General features: G+C 71.1%; 18 protein-coding genes. 11 read left to right on the forward strand and 7 right to left on the reverse strand.

The features are described 5' to 3' along the window. From ACESK8_RS12965 to rocD, 6 genes are all read left to right on the forward strand, one after another. Positions 1-2,640 (forward strand): proline dehydrogenase family protein (locus ACESK8_RS12965; RefSeq protein ID WP_372968981.1); only part of this gene is annotated, 2,640 nt, incomplete at its 5' end. Positions 2,641-3,738: 1,098 nt separating this feature from the next. After that, positions 3,739-4,173, forward strand: coding sequence for a hypothetical protein (locus ACESK8_RS12970; protein ID WP_372968982.1), 435 nt, complete (start codon positions 3,739-3,741; stop codon positions 4,171-4,173). Beyond that, positions 4,173-4,403: a helix-turn-helix transcriptional regulator gene (locus tag ACESK8_RS12975; RefSeq protein ID WP_060928683.1), complete on the forward strand. Its 231-nt coding sequence runs from the start codon at positions 4,173-4,175 to the stop codon at positions 4,401-4,403. Before ACESK8_RS12970 ends, ACESK8_RS12975 begins: the two co-directional genes overlap by 1 nt. Position 4,404: 1 nt before the next feature. Next, a complete protein-coding gene (locus ACESK8_RS12980) occupies positions 4,405-5,511 on the forward strand; it encodes an NAD(P)-dependent alcohol dehydrogenase (protein WP_372968983.1) in 1,107 nt (368 codons plus the stop codon). Between the two features lie 164 nt (positions 5,512-5,675). Next, positions 5,676-6,563, forward strand: coding sequence for a dimethylargininase (ddaH, locus tag ACESK8_RS12985; RefSeq protein WP_372968984.1), 888 nt, complete (start codon positions 5,676-5,678; stop codon positions 6,561-6,563). Further along, positions 6,560-7,771 (forward strand): ornithine--oxo-acid transaminase, encoded by a 1,212-nt coding sequence (gene rocD, locus ACESK8_RS12990; protein WP_372968985.1) that lies wholly within the window; start codon positions 6,560-6,562, stop codon positions 7,769-7,771. The genes ddaH and rocD overlap by 4 nt, the downstream gene beginning before the upstream one ends. Positions 7,772-7,805: 34 nt before the next feature. Here rocD and ACESK8_RS12995 read toward each other — a convergent pair whose 3' ends face one another. The 3 genes from ACESK8_RS12995 to ACESK8_RS13005 form a co-directional block, all read right to left on the reverse strand. Continuing rightward, a complete protein-coding gene (locus tag ACESK8_RS12995; protein ID WP_372968986.1) occupies positions 7,806-8,267 on the reverse strand; it encodes a hypothetical protein in 462 nt (153 codons plus the stop codon). 73 nt (positions 8,268-8,340) lie between these two features. Next, entirely contained in the window at positions 8,341-9,684 is a 1,344-nt protein-coding gene (locus tag ACESK8_RS13000; protein ID WP_372969025.1) for an MFS transporter, read from the reverse strand. A gap of 5 nt (positions 9,685-9,689) precedes the next feature. Next, on the reverse strand, positions 9,690-10,130 hold the full coding sequence (locus tag ACESK8_RS13005; protein WP_372968987.1) for a MarR family winged helix-turn-helix transcriptional regulator: 441 nt from the start codon (positions 10,128-10,130) through the stop codon (positions 9,690-9,692). Between the two features lie 81 nt (positions 10,131-10,211). Here ACESK8_RS13005 and ACESK8_RS13010 point away from each other — a divergent pair, with 81 nt between their 5' ends. From ACESK8_RS13010 to ACESK8_RS13030, 5 genes are all read left to right on the forward strand, one after another. Beyond that, a complete protein-coding gene (locus ACESK8_RS13010) occupies positions 10,212-10,949 on the forward strand; it encodes a copper homeostasis protein CutC (protein ID WP_372968988.1) in 738 nt (245 codons plus the stop codon). Positions 10,950-10,981: 32 nt separating this feature from the next. Next, complete coding sequence (locus ACESK8_RS13015) at positions 10,982-11,836, forward strand: alpha/beta fold hydrolase (RefSeq protein ID WP_372968989.1); 855 nt, start codon at positions 10,982-10,984, stop codon at positions 11,834-11,836. Positions 11,837-11,966: 130 nt separating this feature from the next. Further along, positions 11,967-12,704, forward strand: a complete 738-nt coding sequence (locus tag ACESK8_RS13020; RefSeq protein ID WP_372968990.1) for a DUF1684 domain-containing protein — start codon at positions 11,967-11,969, stop codon at positions 12,702-12,704. Between the two features lie 47 nt (positions 12,705-12,751). Beyond that, entirely contained in the window at positions 12,752-13,801 is a 1,050-nt protein-coding gene (locus ACESK8_RS13025; protein WP_372968991.1) for a biotin/lipoate A/B protein ligase family protein, read from the forward strand. After that, entirely contained in the window at positions 13,798-14,793 is a 996-nt protein-coding gene (locus tag ACESK8_RS13030) for a site-specific DNA-methyltransferase (protein ID WP_372968992.1), read from the forward strand. The genes ACESK8_RS13025 and ACESK8_RS13030 overlap by 4 nt, the downstream gene beginning before the upstream one ends. Before the next feature lie 9 nt (positions 14,794-14,802). Here ACESK8_RS13030 and ACESK8_RS13035 read toward each other — a convergent pair whose 3' ends face one another. The 4 genes from ACESK8_RS13035 to ACESK8_RS13050 all read right to left on the reverse strand — a co-directional run bounded on the left by ACESK8_RS13035 (position 14,803) and on the right by ACESK8_RS13050 (position 17,790). Next, on the reverse strand, positions 14,803-15,276 hold the full coding sequence (locus ACESK8_RS13035) for a DUF3237 domain-containing protein (protein ID WP_372968993.1): 474 nt from the start codon (positions 15,274-15,276) through the stop codon (positions 14,803-14,805). Continuing rightward, positions 15,273-15,773: a MarR family winged helix-turn-helix transcriptional regulator gene (locus tag ACESK8_RS13040; protein ID WP_372968994.1), complete on the reverse strand. Its 501-nt coding sequence runs from the start codon at positions 15,771-15,773 to the stop codon at positions 15,273-15,275. Before ACESK8_RS13040 ends, ACESK8_RS13035 begins: the two co-directional genes overlap by 4 nt. Continuing rightward, a complete protein-coding gene (locus ACESK8_RS13045) occupies positions 15,770-17,026 on the reverse strand; it encodes a flavin-dependent oxidoreductase (protein ID WP_372968995.1) in 1,257 nt (418 codons plus the stop codon). The genes ACESK8_RS13040 and ACESK8_RS13045 overlap by 4 nt, the downstream gene beginning before the upstream one ends. Positions 17,027-17,133: 107 nt before the next feature. After that, positions 17,134-17,790 (reverse strand): TetR/AcrR family transcriptional regulator, encoded by a 657-nt coding sequence (locus ACESK8_RS13050; RefSeq protein ID WP_372968996.1) that lies wholly within the window; start codon positions 17,788-17,790, stop codon positions 17,134-17,136. Positions 17,791-17,815: the final 25 nt, after the last annotated feature.

The following is a 17,815-nucleotide window of genomic DNA, read 5'->3' on the forward strand; positions in this document are numbered from 1 at the left end:
TTCAGACGTGTGCTCTTCCGATCTGGCGCTGTTGGCGCGGCTGCGCCCTCGCGCGGCGCGGGCCAGCCGCCGATCGAGTTCGAGATGCTGCTCGGCATGGCGCAGGGGCAGGTGCAGGCCGTGTCCCGTGAGGTGGGAGAGGTGCTGCTGTACGTCCCCGTCGTCCGGCCGGACGAGTTCGATGTCGCGATCAGCTACCTGGTGCGCCGACTCGAGGAGAACGCCTCGTCCGACAACTTCCTCTCGGCCGCGTTCCACCTCGCCGACGACGAGTCGCTCTTCAGCCGGGAGCGCGATCGCTTCCTCGACGCGCTCGAGCTGTCGACGTCTCCGACGCTGCGGGTCGGCCCGCGCCGCGCCCAGGATCGGACGGCGCCGGTGCACGAGTCGGTGCGACCGGTGCTCGTGACCCCCGCCGCCGACGAAGGCCTCACTCAGGCGGTGCTCGGCATCTCGCGCGGATCGGACGACTCCGACGGACCGTTCCTCGAGACGGCGGTGTACGCGCATCGCGAGCTCGAGGAGGAGACGGGCGGCGCCCCCGGCTTCGAGAACACGCCGGACAGCGACCCCTCCCTGCCCGCCAATCGCGACTGGGCGCGGGAGATCCACGCCCGCATCGCCGACTCGACACGGGGCGTCTCGACCATCGAGGCCGCCCGGATCGACGACGCCGCCGTGCTCGAGAGCACCCTCTCCGGTGTGCGGGCCGCGGGCGCTCGGTGGGGCGCGCGCCCGGCGGTCGAGCGCGCCGAGGTCCTGCTGCGCGCCGCCGCGGCGCTCGAAGCACGCCGCGCAGAGCTCATCGAGGTCGCCGCGGCCGAGACGGGCAAGGTCCTCGCCGAAGCCGACATCGAGGTCAGCGAGGCGGTCGACTTCGCCCGGTACTACGCCGCCAAGGCGCGGGAGCTGGATGCCGTCGCCGGCGCCGCCTTCGAACCGGCCCGCGTGACCGTCGTCACCCCGCCGTGGAACTTCCCCCTCGCGATCCCCGCCGGGGGAGTGCTGGCCGCGCTCGCCGCAGGGTCGGGGGTCGTGTTCAAGCCTGCCCCGCAGTCGCGACGCTGCGCCGCCGTCATCGCCGAGGCGCTGTGGGAGGTCGGCGTGCCGCGCGACGTGCTCGCCCTGGTCGACATCGAGGAGGGCGACCTCGGTCGCGCCCTGATCAGCCACGAGGCGGTGGACCGCGTCATCCTCACCGGCTCCTGGGAGACGGCCGCGCTCTTCCGGTCGTGGCGGCCGGATCTGCCGCTGCTCGCCGAGACGAGCGGGAAGAACGCGATCATCGTGACCCCGTCGGCCGACCTCGACCTCGCGGTCGCCGACCTCGTGCGCAGTGCGTTCGGCCATGCGGGGCAGAAGTGCTCTGCCGCCTCGCTCGCGATCCTCGTGGGACCGGTCGGCCGGTCGAAGAGGTTCGCCCGCCAGCTGGCCGATGCCACTCGTTCGCTGCACGTCGGGTGGCCGACGGATCCGCTCGCCGAGGTCGGACCGGTGATCGAGCGTCCGCAGGGAAAGCTGGCCTGGGCGCTCACCGAGCTCGAGGGCGAGGAGCAGTGGCTGATCGAGCCGACGGTCTCGACCGACGACGACAGCGGGCGGCTGTGGCGACCCGGCATCCGCGTGGGGGTGCAGCCCGGCTCACGATTCCACACCGAGGAGTTCTTCGGGCCGGTGCTCGGGGTCATGCACGCGCCGACGCTGGAGCGCGCGATCGAACTGCAGAACGCGGTCGCGTATGGGCTGACCGCCGGGCTGCACACCCAGAACCCGGCCGAGCTCGGCCTGTGGCTCGACCGGGTGCAGGCGGGCAACCTGTACGTCAATCGCGGCATCACCGGTGCCATCGTGCAGCGGCAGCCGTTCGGGGGCTGGAAGCGCTCGTCGGTCGGCCCCGGTGCGAAGGCCGGCGGCCCGAACTACCTGATCGGGCTCGGGTCGTGGCGGTCGAGCGGGTCGGGTCCCGTCTCCAGCACGCTGCACCTGCGCGGGCTGGACTCGCGCATCACCGAGCTGATCGAGTCGGCGCAGCCGTCGCTCGACTACGAGGCGTTCGAATGGCTGCGCCGCTCGGCGCTCTCGGACGCGCTCGCCTGGGACCGCGAGTTCGGGCAGGTGCGCGACGTGTCGCACCTCGGCGTCGAGCGCAATCTGTTCCGCTACCGCCCGGTCGCCGTGGCGATCAGGGCCACTGCGGATGCCGGGTGGCAGGACCTGCTGCGAGTCGTCGTCGCCGCCGTGCGCGCCGGTGCCGGGTTCGTGCTGTCGACCCCCGTCGGACTGCCCGCGGGCGTGCGGCGGGCACTCGGCGACCTCGGTGCCATCGTGCACGTCGAGACGGATGACGAGTGGATCGAGCGGATGCGCCGGCGCGGCCGGTCGCCGGACGGTGCTGTTGCGGATGCCGTGGCGGAACCGCATCCGAGTCGCGTCCGTCTCGTGGGCCCGCGTGCGTCCGTCGCCGCGCTGCACAGCGCCCTCGCGGCGGCGGTCGACGGCGATCCCGACCTCGCGGTGTACGACGGCGAGGTGACGTCCGCCGGTCGCATCGAGCTGCTCCCCTTCGTGCACGAGCAGGCGATCGCGATCACCGCGCACCGCTACGGCAACCCCGACGACTGGAGCGCCTCCGTCATCTGACAGGTCGCTCCCCGCATCCCTCGCCCTGCGCATCCCCCGACCACCCATCCCGCTTTCGCCCATCCCGCTTCCGACGGGGATGCCTCGTCCCTACAGGCCAGGGGCCCGGCATCCGGTTCGGATCGATCGCGGCCCGCTGTGCGGGGTCAATAGCGCACCCGAACGAGTCGATTCGGATGCGGAACTGGCCCCCGCTGCGGGGGCGGATGCGGAAGTGGCCCCGCCTCACAGGGGCTGCCCCGCATCGCCAGGCGGGGTCAAAAGTGCCTCGGAATGTGTCGATTCGGATGCGGAAGTGGCCCCGACTGGGACAGGGGATGCGGAAGTGGCCCCGAACTGCGGGGGCGGGTGCGGAAGTGGCCCCGCTTGCGGGGGCGGGTGCGGCAGTGGCCCCGCCTGCGGCGGCTGCCCCGCATCGCCACGCGGGGTCAATAGCGCGCCCGATTGAGTCGATTCGGATGCGGAAGTGGCCCCGACTCGGACAGGGGATGCGGAAGTGGCCCCGACTGGGACAGGGGATGCGGAATTGGCCCCGACTGCAGGGGCGGATGCGGAAGTGGCCCCGGCTGCGGGGGCGGATGGAGGGCGGATGCGGAAGTGGCCCCGCCTCGCCGGGGCTGCCCTGCATCGCTAGGCGGGGTCAATAGCGCGCCCGATTGAGTCGATTCGGATGCGGAAGTGGCCCCGACTCGGACAGGGGATGCGGAAGTGGCCCCGACTGGGAGAGGGGATGCGGAATTGGCCCCGACTGCAGGGGCGGATGCGGAAGTGGCCCCGGCTGCGGGGGCGGATGGAGGGGCGGATGCGGAAGTGGCCCCGCCTCGCCGGGGCTGCCCTGCATCGCTAGGCGGGGTCAATAGCGCACCCGAATGAGTCGATTCGGATGCGGAAGTGGCCCCGCCAGCCGGGACGGATGCGGAAGTGGCCCCGACTGGGACAGCGGATGCGGAAGTGGCCCCGGCTGCGGGGGCGGCTGGGAGGGCGGATGCGGAAGTGGCCCCGGCCGACCGAGCCCAGAAGCCGTGTAAAGAATTCTTGACACAGCGGATGTCGCAGGCGTACCCTCATGTCAAGAATCTTTTACACGGGGAGGGCGTCATGGTCTACGAGGAGCGCAACGTCTGGACGGGGCTCGTCGTCAGCCTGATCGCGATCACGGCGTACGTCGTCGCGGTGCTGCAGCAGGCGGCGGGCGGGCCGGTGACCGAGGTCGACTGGCCTCCGCTGATGCTGTGGATGATCGGCGGCGGCATCGTCGTCACCATCGCGATCAGCATCGTCTGGGGCATGATCGCCGGCGCGCGCGACCCCGACGGCGTGGGGAAGTCCGACATCCGCGACCGGGACATCGGCCGCATGGGCAGCCGCGTCGAGCAGGCGTTCGTCGCCCTCGCGGGCACCGGGGTGATCCTGCTCTGTGCGCTGAACGCCGATGTCTTCTGGATCGCGCACACCATGTTCGCGGGCTTCGCGGTCGCCAGCATCGTGGGTGGGATCGCGCGGGTCGTCGCCTACCGACGCGGACTCGTCTGATGGTCAAGCCGACCCTCGTCTCCAACCGCATCCGCGCGCATCGAGAGGCCGCCGGATTCACCCAGGCCGAACTCGCCCGCCGCATCGGTGTGACGAGGCAGACGCTCATCGCGATCGAGCAGGAGAAGTACTCGCCGTCGCTCGAACTCGCATTCCAGATCGCCCGCGCATTCGGCGTCGGGCTCGACGACCTGTTCCAGTACCCGGAACCCCGCACGACGGAGGTGTGACATGAACGAGACGACGACGACCCCGATGATGCCGGCATGGCGCCGAGAGACCTACGGGCCCGCCGACGGGTTCCGACTCGAGCAGATCCCCGTGCCGGTGCCGCGCCGCGGCGAAGTGGTGCTGCGAGTCGAGGCGACGTCCCTCAACGCGGGGGATGTGCGGCTCATGCTCGGCGACCCGCTGCTGGTGCGACCGATCTACGGCCTGACCCGGCCGAAGCATCCGGTGCGCGGGATGGAGGTCGTCGGCACCGTCGTCGCCGTCGGGCCGCAGGCGATCGGCGCGGAGCTCGGAGAGCGGGTCGTCGGCGAGCTCGTCGGTGGGGGCGGCCTCGCCTCGCATGTCGCGGTGCCGGCGTCGCGGCTGGTGCCGATCCGTCCGGACGTCACCGCCGAGGCGGCGGCCTGTCTGCCCGTCGCCGGTGGCACGGCATGGCAGGCGCTCGACCTCGCCGGCATCGGCATCCGCTCGGATCGCTCCCCGGATCGTGATCCGGATCGACGTTCGGACGGCACTCCCGGGCATCGCTCGGGGACTGCGCCTGCCGGCGGTGTCCGGGATGACGCGCGAGTCCCGCGGGTCCTGATCCTCGGGGCCTCCGGCGGCGTGGGCACGTTCGCCGTGCAGCTCGCGGCGCTGCGGGGCGCGGAGGTCTGGGCGACGTGCGGTGAACGCAATGCGCGCCTCGTCGAGCACCTCGGTGCCGTGCGCACGCTCGATCATCGTCGCTCTCCCCTCGCCGAGCTCCCCGCCGGTCACTTCGATGCCGTGATCGACATCGCGGGCGGCGTCGGGCTGCGTGAGCTGCAGAATCTGGTGGCGCCCGGCGGCACGGTGGTGCTCGTCACGGGAGACGGCGGCCCGGTCCTCGGACCGATCCCGCGGATGCTGAAAGCCGCACTGCTCTCGATCGGATCCCGTCGTCGCATCCGCCCGTGCGCGGCGAGTCCGCGTCCCGAGATCCTCGCCAAGCTCCTCGAACTCGTCTCCGAAGGGCGCCTCACGCCCGTCATCGAGCGCGAGTACCCGTTCGAGGAGGGTGCCGTCGCCCTCGCGCACGTCGAGGCGGGGCACACGGTGGGCAAGGTGGTCGTGAGAGGAGCCTGAGCGAGAAGCGTCCGCGCTCTGGCGGCGTTCAGGGGCGGATGACAGAATGGATGCTGGCGTGCCCGAGTCGCATCTTCCCCGGGCGCCGACTCTGACCGAGCGGCGCGGGTCGAAGGACCGCCGGGCCCCTGGACAGCGTCCGCCGCATCCGTTCGAGGAGCCCCATGTCTGTCGAAACCACTGCGTCGACGTCCGAGACCGCCACTCCGGTCCGCACCGCACACCACCGTCACTACCTGATGTGCAAGCCGTCGCACTTCACGGTGAACTACTCGATCAACCCGTGGATGGAGCCGGCCAAGCCGACCGACACGGCCAGGGCCGTCGAGCAGTGGCAGAAGCTGCACGACCTCTACCTCGAGCTCGGCCACGAGGTCGAGCTCATCGAGCCGCTCGCCGGATACCCCGACATGGTCTACACCGCCAACGGCGGATTCCTGATCGACAACCGCGCCTATGTGCCGAAGTTCCGCTTCGTCGAGCGTCAGGGTGAGGCTCCGGCCTTCGCCGACTGGTTCCGCGCCGCCGGCTACGACACCGTCATCCCCGAAGAGGTCAACGAGGGCGAGGGCGACTTCCTGCTCGTCGGCGACGTGATCCTCGCCGGCACCGGCTTCCGCTCGACCGGCGACAGCCACCGCGAGGTGGGCGAGGTCTTCGGCCGCGAGGTCGTGTCGCTCAACCTCGTCGACCCGCGCTTCTACCACCTCGACACCGCGATCGCCGTGCTCGATCCGGTGCAGGGTGTCGAGAACGGCGGCCCCGAGCGCGCGAACATCGCATACCTCCCCGGAGCGTTCGACGACGAGAGCCGCGCGATCCTCGAGGAGCGCTTCCCCGACGCGATCCTCGTGTCCGACGAGGACGGCTCGGTGTTCGGTCTCAACTCCGCGAGCGACGGCTACAACGTCATCATCTCGCCGCGGGCGAAGGGCTTCGAGAAGCAGCTGCGCGAGCGCGGCTACAACCCGATCATGATCGACCTGTCCGAGCTGCTGCTCGGCGGCGGCGGCATCAAGTGCTGCACGCTCGAGCTGCGCGGTCAGGCATGACCGCCGTCGAGCCCGGCGTCGCGGCAGAGGTCGCGGCCGAGCCGCACGTCGCGCACAACTACCACCCGCTGCCGGTCAACATCGCCCGCGGCGAGGGCGCCTGGGTGACGGATGTCGAGGGCAAGCGCTACCTCGACCTGCTCGCCGCCTACTCCGCGGTGAACTTCGGCCACCGGCATCCGGCTCTCGTGGCAGCCCTGACCGAACAGCTCGGTCGGGTCACCCTCACCAGCCGCGCGTTCATGAGCGACCGCCTCGAGCCGTTCGCGGCCGCGCTCGCCGCGCTCGCCGGCAAGGAGATGGTCCTGCCGATGAACACCGGCGCCGAAGCGGTCGAGACGGGCATCAAGGTCGCCCGTGCGTGGGGCTACCGCGTCAAGGGCATCGCCGACGGGCAGGCGCGCATCATCGTCGCCGCCGGCAACTTCCACGGCCGCACGACCACCATCATCAGCTTCAGTGACGACGAGGAGGCGCGGGCCGGCTTCGGGCCGTACACGCCCGGATTCGACACCGTGCCCTACGGGGATGCGGATGCCGTCGCCGCGGCCATCACCGACGACACCGCGGCCGTCCTCATCGAGCCCATCCAGGGCGAGGGCGGAGTGGTGATCCCGCCGGAGGGCTACCTCCGCCGCATCCGCGAGATCTGCGACGAGAAGAACGTGCTGTTCATCGCCGACGAGATCCAGTCGGGTCTCGGTCGTGTGGGCGAGACGTTCGCCTGCGACCGGGAGGGCGTCGTGCCCGACCTGTACCTGCTCGGCAAGGCGCTCGGCGGCGGCATCCTGCCCGTCTCCGCCGTCGTCGGCGATGCCGACGTGCTGGGAGTCATCCGCCCCGGCGAGCACGGCTCGACGTTCGGCGGCAACCCGCTCGCCGCGGCCGTCGGGCTGCGCGTGGTCGAGATGCTCGAGTCCGGCGAGTTCCAGGAGCGCGCCCGCGCTCTGGGCGCCCACCTCGGTGCTGCGCTCGAGCCGCTGATCGGCCACGGCGTCACCGAGGTGCGCATCGCCGGGCTGTGGGCGGGCGTCGACGTCGACCCCGCTCGAGGCACGGGTCGCGAGATCGCCGAGAAGCTCCTCGATCGCGGCGTGCTCGTCAAGGACACGCACGGGCAGACCATCCGCATCGCCCCGCCGCTCGTGATCCGAGCGACGGAGCTGGACTGGGCCGTCGAGCAGCTGAAGCTGGTGCTCGGGGCCTAGTCCGCAGTCCGCTCAGGCCCGTGCAGCGACCCGCTCAGGCGGGGGTGTCGTTCGGGTCGAGGGTGCGCAGGGTGTCCTGCTCGACCTCGTTGTCGGCCTCGAGCTGGTCCTCGGTGTTCTCGTCGCCACCGAGGGCCGCGTCGCGGTCGGGGCTGGCGTCGCCCTGGATGGCGCCACGCGGGGATTCGCCGTGCGAACTGTCGCCCTGGATCGCGCCGCCCTGGGCGGCCCCCTGAGCGTTCTCCTCCTGGGCATCGCCCTGGATCGCACCGCGAGCGGCGTCGCCATGCGAGCTGTCGCCCTGGATGGCACCGCCCTGCGTCGAGCCCTGGGCGTTGCCGTCGAGCTCGTCGGGCCGGCGCCCGGCATCCGCGGTCGACTGTCCGGCATCCTCGGACGACTGTCCGTCCGGAGCGGTGTTGTGCTCGGGGATCTGCTCGGGGGAGCCCTCGGCGGGCTGCTCGGGGTGCGGGGTGCGTCCTGTGTTCTGGTCCATGTCGCGACGGTACGTCCGGCGTCGCCGACCGGGGAGGGCATTGACAAACCCCGTGGGCCCGGTCAGGACCGGTTCAGTCCCGGGGTGCCGTGCGGATCGGCGAGGTGGCGGCCGCTTCGTCGCTGAACTCGACGGGGTCCGCCTTCTCGCGCAGCTGGTCGCGATCCACGATGCTGAGCGGCCGGGTCTCGTCGAGCGTCATCAGGAACCGGCTGTTCTCCGAGCGGTGCAGGCGCCCCGAGGTGAACACCCAGATCGCGCCGATCGCGCAGGCGACGAACCCGGCGGTGCCGCCCAGCATGATCGCGCTGCGGGGACCGAACGTGTCGGCCACCCACCCGGCGATCGGGGCGCCGATCGGGGTCGAGCCCATGATCACGGCCATGTAGAGCGCCAGCACGCGCCCGCGCAGCGCCGGGGTGGTCGTCATCTGCACGTAGCCGTTCGCCGTGGTCAGGAGCGTCACGATCATGAACCCGGTGAACGTCAGCGTCACCGCGTAGGAGAGGTAGGTCGGCATCGCCGCCGACACGAAGGCGGCCACGCCGAAGCCGCCGGCCGCGAAGATCACCACGCGCACCCTGGCGCGGTCACGACGGGCGGCGAGCAGCGCCCCGGCCAGCGAGCCGATCGCGAGCACCGAGCTCAGTACGCCGTATCCGTCGGCGCCCGCCCCGAACTCCAGCGCCATGGTCGAGGCGAAGATCGGGAAGTTCATGCCGAACGCGCCGATGAGGAACACCGTCACGAACACCACCCGCAGGTCGCTGCGACCCCAGACGTAGCGGAATCCCTCGGCGAGACCGCCAGGACGGCGGTTCTTGAGCCGTGGTGCGAGCTGGCCGGTGCGCAGCATCAGCAGGGCGACGAGCATGGCGAGGAACGTCACGGCGTTCGCGATGAACACCCACCCCGACCCGATCGCGACGATCAGCAGGCCGCCGACGGCCGGGCCGATCATGCGGGCCAGGTTGAAGGAGGCCGAGTTGAGGGCGACGGCGTTCGAGGTGTCGCCGGCCGAGACCATGTCGGAGACGAACGCCTGCCGCGCGGGGGCGTCGAAGGCGTTCACGACGCCGAAGGCGGCGGCGAACCCGAACATCATCGGCAGCGTCATGACGTCGTTCAGCAGCAGCACGCCCACGGCGATCGCGAGCATCAGCAGCGCGGTCTGGGTCGCCAGCAGGATGCGCCGCCGCTCGAAGCGGTCGGCGACCCAGCCGGTCACGCTCACCAGCACGAGCGGCGGACCGAACTGCAGCGCCATCGTGAACCCCATGGCTGCGGCGTCGTTGTCGGTGAGCTCGGTGAGGACGACCCAGTCCTGGGCGGTCGCCTGCATCCATCCGCCGATGTTCGACACCAGCGCTCCGGCGAACCAGATGCGGTAGTTGATGTTCGCGAACGAACGGAACATCGCGCTCATCGGTCGACCACCTTCCGCATCAGGGCGCTCGCCGCACGCAGCGTCGCCAATTCGTCCTCCGTGAAGTCCAGCTCTCCGAGCATGTCGGCCAGCAGCTCGTCGCGGCGTCGGATGGTCTGCGCGACGATCTCGGTGCCGGACTCCGTGATGTCGACCTGTACGCGGCGGCGGTCTTCGGCATCCGGCGTGCGGATCACGTACCCCTGCTCCTCGAGGCCGTTGATCATGTTGGTCATCGACGGTGCGGTGACGCGCTCGCGTTCGGCGAGCGAGGTGATCGTGCGCTGCCCGTGCATGCGCAGCGTCGCCAGTACCGCCAGCTGCGCATCGCTCATGGCGTCGACGGCGCGGACGGAGCGAAGGCGCCGTGCGAGCCGGAACGTCGCCATGCGCAGGTCTGTCGCGGTGAGGTGGAGAGAATCATCGGTCGCAGACATTACTTAGACAGTCTAAGCAATTTCGATCGAGATCGGAAGTCGCAGCGGTCGAGTCCTCCGCGCTCAGGCCAGAATGGTCGGATGACCCGAACCCCCGCCATCGAGATCGCCGTCCAGGACCCCGCAGGCGTCCGCATCGCCGGAGCCGTGGGCGCCGCTCGCGTCGAGCTGGCTCAGGCCCTGCCGCTCGGCGGGCTCACGCCGTCGCCGGCGACGATCGAGCTCGCGGTCGAGGCCGCCCGGTCCGCGGGCGTCGAGGTGCACGTGCTGATCCGCCCGCGCGCCGGCGGCTTCCACTACGACGCCGACGAGATCGCGGTGACCGAGCGCGACGTGCGTCGCGCGATCGAGGCCGGTGCCGACGGCGTCGTGATCGGAGCGCTGGATGCCGACGGCGCCCTCGACCTCGCGGCGATGGCCAGACTCCGCGACGCCGCGGAGGGAGCATCCGTCACGCTGCACCGTGCCATCGACGTCACCGCGGATCCGGTCGCGACGCTGCGCGCGGCCCGCGACCTCGCACTCCGCCGAGTGCTCACCTCCGGGGGTGCGTCGGCGGCGATCGAGGGCGTCGAGACCCTCCGGGCGCTCGTCGCCGAGGCTGCGGGCTCGATCGAGATCATGGCGGGGAGCGGAGTGGATGCCGCCAGCGCGGCGACTCTGGCCGCAGCCGGCGTCGACGCGCTGCACTTCTCCGCCAAACGCACCGTGCACGAGCACGGCGGCGTTCGGATGGGGTCAGCCTCCGACGGCGTCGGCGGGTACGAGGTCACCGATCTGGAGATCGCCCGGGGCATCGTCGCCGCCGTCTCGGTCTGACGGGCGGCGCCCTGCGTCAGTAGGGTGGGGGCGTGACGGATACGCGCGAGTTCACGGATGCCCACGGCATCGCCATCGTCTACGACGTGCACCAGGCGGCGGGTGAGGCCAGGGGAGTCGTGCAGCTGCTGCACGGGGTCGGCGAGCACGCCGGCCGGTATGGCGCTCTGATCGCCGCCCTCACGGAGGCAGGCTTCTGGGTGTACGCCGACGACCACCGGGGACACGGGCGCACCGGCATCCGTCAGCACGGAGGTCCCGCGAAGCTCGGCCGGCTCGGCAAGGGCGGTCTGCGGGCGGCCGAAGCCGCGATCTGGCAGCTCACCGGGATCATCAAGGACGAGCATCCGGACCTTCCGCTCGTGCTGCTCGGCCATTCGTGGGGGTCGTTCCTCGCGCAGATGCTCGTCAACGACCACCCGGACGCCTGGGATGCGGTCATCCTCTCGGGCTCGGCGCTGCGGACGCCGGGGACGCTGAACGCCGCCCCGCTGAACGCCCGCTGGGCCGCCGCGGATGCGACCGGCTACGAGTGGCTCAGCCGTGACGCCGAGGTGGGGACCGCCTTCGGCGACGACCCGCTCACCACCGACGTCCCGCTGCTGAAGCTGTTCGGTCCGATCGAGGCCGCCAAGCTGTACGGCCGGCCCCGCAAGGACCTCGGCCGCGACATCCCGCTGCTCCTTCTCGTCGGTCGCGACGACCCGGTCGGCGGACCCCGCAGCGTGCACATGCTCGCCGACGAGTACCGGCGCAGGTCCGGCTTCACCGACGTCACCACGCTGGTGTACCCCGATGCGCGGCACGAGATCTTCAACGAGCTCCAGCAGGCCGAGGTCAGGGCCGACCTGCTGGCGTGGCTGGACGCGCGCATACCGGCTCGCTGAGCCAGGACCCTCCTCGGCGTCCGCGTGTTACGCGCCGTGAAGGTGCGTTACAGCGGGTGAATCCGCGTGACGGCGCGCGAGCGCGAGGCCCCGGCGGCGGCATAGATTCGCGGCGAGAGGGAGGTGCGTCGTGGGTTTCGTGGACGAGTGGCGTGCATGGCATGCATCGCGCGAGCGATATGCCGGGGCCGAGTACGGACCCGCCGCCCTCGAGTCCACGAACTGGCTCATCACCGAACCCGCAGCCGTCGACGGCGTCTCGGGCCTCTGGGCGCTGACCGGAGACGGCGGCATCCGCGGCACCGACCTCGGCGCGACCGGCTCGGTGGTCACCCTGCGTGGTAGAGAGACGCTGCGGATCGGCCGTCGCGAGCTGCGTGTGTTCGATCGGCGGGGCGAGGTGGCATTGCGGGTCTTCAACCCACGCCGCCCCGAGCGGGAGCGCTTCAGCGCGATCGACGCGTATCCGCCCAGGGAGGGGTGGCGGATCCCCGCGCGCTTCGAGGCGACGCCCGGCGAGACCATCGCGATCACGACGATCGACGGACGGACCCAGGAGTCCGAGCTCGCCGGCCGGGTGCACTTCACCCTCGACGGAGCCGCGTTGAGTCTGGCTGTGACCCGCTCCGAGCAGGGCGGGCTGAGCGCGGTCTTCGGCGACGGGACGAACGGCACCGAGACCTATCGGTTCCGCTTCCTCCCCGTCGAGGAGCCGGCCGCCGACGGCTCAGCGGTCATCGACTTCAATCGCGCCTATCTGCCGCCGTGCGCCTTCTCCGACCAGTTCGTCTGCCCTCTGCCGCCGGCCGGGAATCGCTACTCGGCGCCGATCAGGGCGGGGGAGCGGGCGGTCGTGCTCGGGCGCTGACCACCTCGATCCGCGCCGCGGCGGCGGTCGCGCCTTAAGCTGTAACCGTGCACGGTGAATACAAGGTCCCCGGAGGAAAGCTCGTCGTCGTCGACCTCGAGGTCGAGGACGGCAGGATCGCCCGATTCCACCTCGCCGGCGACTTCTTCCTCGAGCCGGATACGGCGCTCGCCGACATCGATGCAGCCGTCACCGGTCTGCCGGTGGAGTCGGATGCCACGGCGATCGCCGCAGTCGTACGCGGGGCCCTCCCCGAAGGCGCCCAGCTGCTCGGATTCACGCCGGAGGCGGTCGGCACCGCTGTACGCCGCGCTCTCGTCACGGCCCCTGGATGGGGCGACTTCGACTGGGAGATCGTGCACGAGAAGGCGGTCTCGCCGCGCATGAATCTCGCGCTCGACGAGGTGCTCACCTCGCGGGTGGGCGAAGGGCGGCGCCGCCCGACACTGCGCATCTGGGAGTGGGACCAGTCGGCCGTCGTGATCGGCTCGTTCCAGTCGTATCGCAACGAGGTCGACCCCGAGGGGGCGGCGCGCCACGGCTTCGACGTCGTCCGACGCATCTCCGGCGGGGGAGCGATGCTCATGGCCGCGGGGCAGATCATCACGTACTCGCTGTACGTGCCGGCGTCCCTCGTGCAGGGGATGACGTTCGCCGACTCCTACGCCTTCCTCGACGACTGGGTGCTGCAGGCGCTGCGCTCGCTCGGGATCGACGCGATCTATCAGCCCCTCAACGACATCGCCAGCTCGTCGGGAAAGATCGGCGGGGCGGCGCAGAAGCGTCTCGCGAACGGCGGAGTGCTGCATCACGCGACCCTGTCGTACGACATCGACGGCCAGATGATGACCGAGGTGCTGCGCATCGGGCGCGAGAAGCTCAGCGACAAGGGCACGACCTCCGCCGCGAAGCGCGTCGACCCGCTGCGCAGTCAGACCGGGCTCGCCAGGGCCGAGATCATCGAGCGCTTCAAGGACACGTTCCGCTCGCTCACCTCGGCGGAGGACGGGTCGATCAGCGCCGACGAGTACGCCGACGCCGAAGCGCTGGTGGAGTCGAAGTTCGCCACCGACGCGTGGCTGCACAGGGTTCCGTGACCGACAGCTCCGAGCCCGTCGCCCGGGGAGCCGTCTCGATCATCCAGGGCGACAATCTCGCGGTCGCCGCGACCCTGCCCTCGGCCTCTTTCACCCTCGTGTACCTGGATCCGCCGTTCAACACCGGCCGGGTACAGGAGCGACGGGTGGTCACCGCCCGACGCTCGTTCACAACTCCGGAACGGCCGGATGCGAGTGTCGGCCCGGGCGCGGAATCCGGCGCCGCCGAGGATACCGGCGCCGCAGATCTCCGGAGTTCTGGAACCAGATCAGCAGCACCTTCTGAAGCGGTCGCGACGCCGACCGAGGTGCGGCACGGGTTCCACGGCCACGCCTATGAGCGCGTGCGCGGGATGCTGCGCACTTACGACGACCGTTTCGACGACTACGGGGCCTTCCTGATGCCGCGGCTCGAGGAGGCCTGGCGCCTGCTCGCGGACGACGGCACCCTCTATCTGCACCTGGACTACCGCGAGGCCCACTACGCGAAGGTGATGCTCGACGCCGTGTTCGGCCGCGACTGCTTCCTGAACGAGCTGATCTGGGCGTACGACTACGGGGCGAAGTCGCGGCGCCGGTGGCCGACCAAGCACGACACGATCCTCGTCTACGTGAAGAATCCGCGGGAGTACGTGTTCAACTCCGACGACATCGACCGCGAGCCGTACATGGCTCCTGGGCTCGTGACCGCCGAGAAGGCCGCCCGAGGGAAGCTGCCCACCGACGTCTGGTGGCACACGATCGTGCCGACGACGGGGCGGGAGAAGACCGGATACCCGACGCAGAAGCCCGAGGGGATCCTGCGGCGCATCGTCCGGGCGTCCAGCCGACCGGGCGACCGGGTGCTCGATCTCTTCGCCGGCAGCGGCACGACCGGCGCCGTCGCCTCGGCGCTCGGGCGGGAGGCGGTGCTCGTCGACGACAACCCCGAGGCGGTGCGCGTCATGACCGAGCGGATGCCGCACGCCGAGGTCTCGCACGGCGGGACGTAGCTCCGGGGCTCAGCTCACCCGGTAGGCGCGGTAGCGCACGGCATCCGCCTGACGCTGGGCCGCCGAGAGGAACAGGGCTCGCTGCAGGTGGGCGAGTGCGGGCGCTGCCGTCTCGATCTGCACGGTCGTGCGGAAGTAGTACGAGCCGGGGTCGACGTCCTCACCGCGTCGCAGCTGCTCGAGCACATCGGGCGTTCCGGTGCGCAGCCCCTTCGCGTGCAGCAGCAGCAGGTCGCCACCTGGGGTCCGTGCCGAGTAGCGGCCGTCGATCTCGATCGTCCCGTCGGGCCGCACGATCTGCCAGTCAGCTCCGCCGGGCAGGATTTCGGCCTCGACGGCGCCCGTGACGCGTCCACCGAGGATCGGCACGACGCGGCGGTGGCCGACGCTCGTGCTGCCGTGGTCTTCGAGCGGACCCAGGTCGACGGTGACGTCGAAGGCGAACTCGAGGCCCGGGACGGGCAGTGCATCGTGCGAGGTCATCGGGTCTCCTCCCGGTCGGCGGTGCTCGCGCCGGTCGTCTCGGTCGCCCGCGGATCCGCCCCGCCGAGCACGTCGCAGAGCCGTTCCAGTGCGGGGACGGCGGCGGCGAGGGCGGCCCTCTCGTCCTCCCCGAGCCGCGCGGTCGCCTCTGCGACGAGGGCGGAGTTCGCCGCGTCGAACCGGTCGAACAGGTCGAGCGCCTTGGCTGATGCGCGCACGACGATCCGGCGACCGTCGGAGGCGGCAGGGGTGCGCTCGACGAGGCCCTCGCTCTCCATCGCACCGAGGAGGTTGCTCACGGTCGGTCGGCTCAGCCGCAGACGGCTCGCGATCTCGGCCGGACCTCGCGAGGTCCCCCGTGGCAGGGCGCGGATCACGTCGATCTGCGAGTCCGACAGCTCGGGCAGGCGCGCCTCGGCCCGCGTCGCGGCGAGCAGCGCGCGCCGGAGGGGAGAGATGACGGCGCCGAGTCGCGCGGCGTCGAGGTCGCCGCTCATCGGGCGACCGCGGAGGGAGGGGTGAGCGAGGGGCGCTCGTTGAGCACCTCGGGCAGGAACCCTGCGGCCGTCTTGTAGTCGGCGGCGATCTGCGCCCGCTCTGCGTACGGGATGACCTCGTCGATGTCGGTGAATCCCTGCGGCGCGCGTTCCCTGGCGAGCTGCATCACGCGCTCGGGACCCGTCGCGCGCGTGCCGGCGAGCAGGGCCGTCATCGCGGGACGGCGAGCCTGCTCGTAGGCGGCGAGTCCCGCATCGATGCTCTCGGACGTCGCCAGGTGGAAGGCGAGGGTGCGGGCATCGAGGATCGCCTGGGACCCGCCGTTCGACCCGTTCGGGTACATCGCGTGTGCGGCGTCGCCGAGAAGCGTGGTGCGGCCGAACGTCCACTGCGGCAGAGCGTCGCGGTCGACCATGGGGTACTCGAGGATCTCGTCCGCGGCGGCGATCGCGGCCGGGACGTCGAGCCAGTCGAAGCGCCACTCGTCGAACATCTCGGCGATCGGGCCGGGGTCGACGGCGCGGTTCCAATCGGCCTCGCCGGTGCCGCCGACGCGGCGCTCGGCGATGAAGTTCACCGGCATCCGACCGTCGGCGTCCGCTGGTGCAAGCGGGTACGCGACGAACTTCTGCTCGCCGTCGCCGGCCATGACCATGGTGCGTCCGTCGAGGAACGTCGGGATCCGGGTCACCCCGCGCCACAGGGTGAGGCCGCTCCACGGGGGCGCTCCCTCGGCGGGGTAGCGCAGCGCCCGCAGCGCGGAGTGGATGCCGTCGGCGCCGATGATCACGTCGGCCGTGGCCTCGACCGTGCCGGCGTCCGTCGCGAACCGGGCGGTCTCGGTGCCGTCGGCGTTCGTCGTGACGTCCGTGAGTCGGTGTCCGAGTCGGATGGGCTCGGCGAGACGGGCCTCGGCGAGGTCGCGCAGCGCGAGCTGGAGGCGTCCGCGGTGCACCGACAGCTGGGGCCAGCGGTATCCCGCGTCGCGTCCGCGCGGCTCGCTCCAGACCGGCTGCCCGAACCGGTTGTAGTAGGCGAGGGTGCGCGGTTCGACCCCCAGCTCTGCGATGGCGTCGGCGACCCCGAGCTCGGTGAGCTCACGCAGCGCGTGCGGCAGCAGGTTGATGCCGACGCCGAGCCCGCGGATCGCGGCGCTGCGCTCGTACACCGTGACGTCGCGCAGTCCGGCCTCGTGCAGACTGACCGCGGCTGCGAGCCCGCCGATCCCCGCACCGATGATGATGATCTTCATTGATCGCTCCCTGTTCGCGGTTCCTCTGAGCCGCTGCTGAATATAGTTTTGGCACAAAACCATATTCAGCGCAAGAGGTGATCGTCTCCGGTGCCGGTGGCGGCCTGTCAGCGGGCGGCAGCGGTGCGCGCAGCCTCGATGATCACGTCTACGCCCAGGAGGAAGAGCTCGCGGTCCTGCAGCTCGGACAACAGCGTGCTGTTCTCGGCGATCAGGGGGAACTGCCGCGGATCGGCGAGCAGCGGCGAGTCGATCCAGGGGCTGTCCTCGGCGTCGGTGCGGCGATCCGCCCTCGCCCGTGCGATCCCCGCGGCACCGGCCAGCACGTGGGAGGCGAGCAGGGCGTAATGGCGCACCAGCTCCTGACCGCGGAGCCCTGCCCGGTGGAACGCGTCGAGCATCAGCTCGATCGCCGCGAGCTCGCCGGGACCGTGTGTGGTCAGGCTCGTCGCCTCGGCGCCGATCGCCGGATACCGCGTGAACGATGCGAGGGTCGCCTCGCTGAGCATCCGCAGGCGACCGGCCCAGTCCTCGGCAGGGAGGTCGACGCGAGCAGCGGCCTGCCCGTTGAGCTCGTCGAGGAGTGCGCTCATCAGCGCGTCCTTGCTCGCGAAGTGGCGGTAGATCGCGGTGGGGTCGGCTCCGAGGTGTGTGCCGAGTTCCCGCACCGAGATGGCTGCCACGCCGGTCTCGGCGAGCTCCATCCCGGCGTCGATGATCGACGCCCTGTCGAGCCGCACGCGCGTGGATGCCTTGTTCGCCATCGTGTCTCCGGTCTTCCGTGATCCA

It is taken from the genome of Microbacterium sp. (genome assembly GCF_041641055.1).
GTDB lineage: Bacteria > Actinomycetota > Actinomycetes > Actinomycetales > Microbacteriaceae > Microbacterium.

Coding starts and splice junctions, on each gene's coding strand:
- ACESK8_RS13010 (WP_372968988.1), top strand. CDS start 10,212: ATGACCCGAACCCCCGCCATCGAGATCGCCGTCCAGGACCCCGCAGGC.
- ACESK8_RS12995 (WP_372968986.1), bottom strand. CDS start 8,267: ATGGACCAGAACACAGGACGCACCCCGCACCCCGAGCAGCCCGCCGAG.
- ACESK8_RS13035 (WP_372968993.1), bottom strand. CDS start 15,276: ATGACCTCGCACGATGCACTGCCCGTCCCGGGCCTCGAGTTCGCCTTC.
- ACESK8_RS12975 (WP_060928683.1), top strand. CDS start 4,173: ATGGTCAAGCCGACCCTCGTCTCCAACCGCATCCGCGCGCATCGAGAG.
- ACESK8_RS13050 (WP_372968996.1), bottom strand. CDS start 17,790: ATGGCGAACAAGGCATCCACGCGCGTGCGGCTCGACAGGGCGTCGATC.
- ACESK8_RS13005 (WP_372968987.1), bottom strand. CDS start 10,130: ATGTCTGCGACCGATGATTCTCTCCACCTCACCGCGACAGACCTGCGC.
- ddaH (WP_372968984.1), top strand. CDS start 5,676: ATGTCTGTCGAAACCACTGCGTCGACGTCCGAGACCGCCACTCCGGTC.
- ACESK8_RS12970 (WP_372968982.1), top strand. CDS start 3,739: ATGGTCTACGAGGAGCGCAACGTCTGGACGGGGCTCGTCGTCAGCCTG.
- rocD (WP_372968985.1), top strand. CDS start 6,560: ATGACCGCCGTCGAGCCCGGCGTCGCGGCAGAGGTCGCGGCCGAGCCG.
- ACESK8_RS13045 (WP_372968995.1), bottom strand. CDS start 17,026: ATGAAGATCATCATCATCGGTGCGGGGATCGGCGGGCTCGCAGCCGCG.
- ACESK8_RS12980 (WP_372968983.1), top strand. CDS start 4,405: ATGAACGAGACGACGACGACCCCGATGATGCCGGCATGGCGCCGAGAG.
- ACESK8_RS13040 (WP_372968994.1), bottom strand. CDS start 15,773: ATGAGCGGCGACCTCGACGCCGCGCGACTCGGCGCCGTCATCTCTCCC.
- ACESK8_RS13000 (WP_372969025.1), bottom strand. CDS start 9,684: ATGTTCCGTTCGTTCGCGAACATCAACTACCGCATCTGGTTCGCCGGA.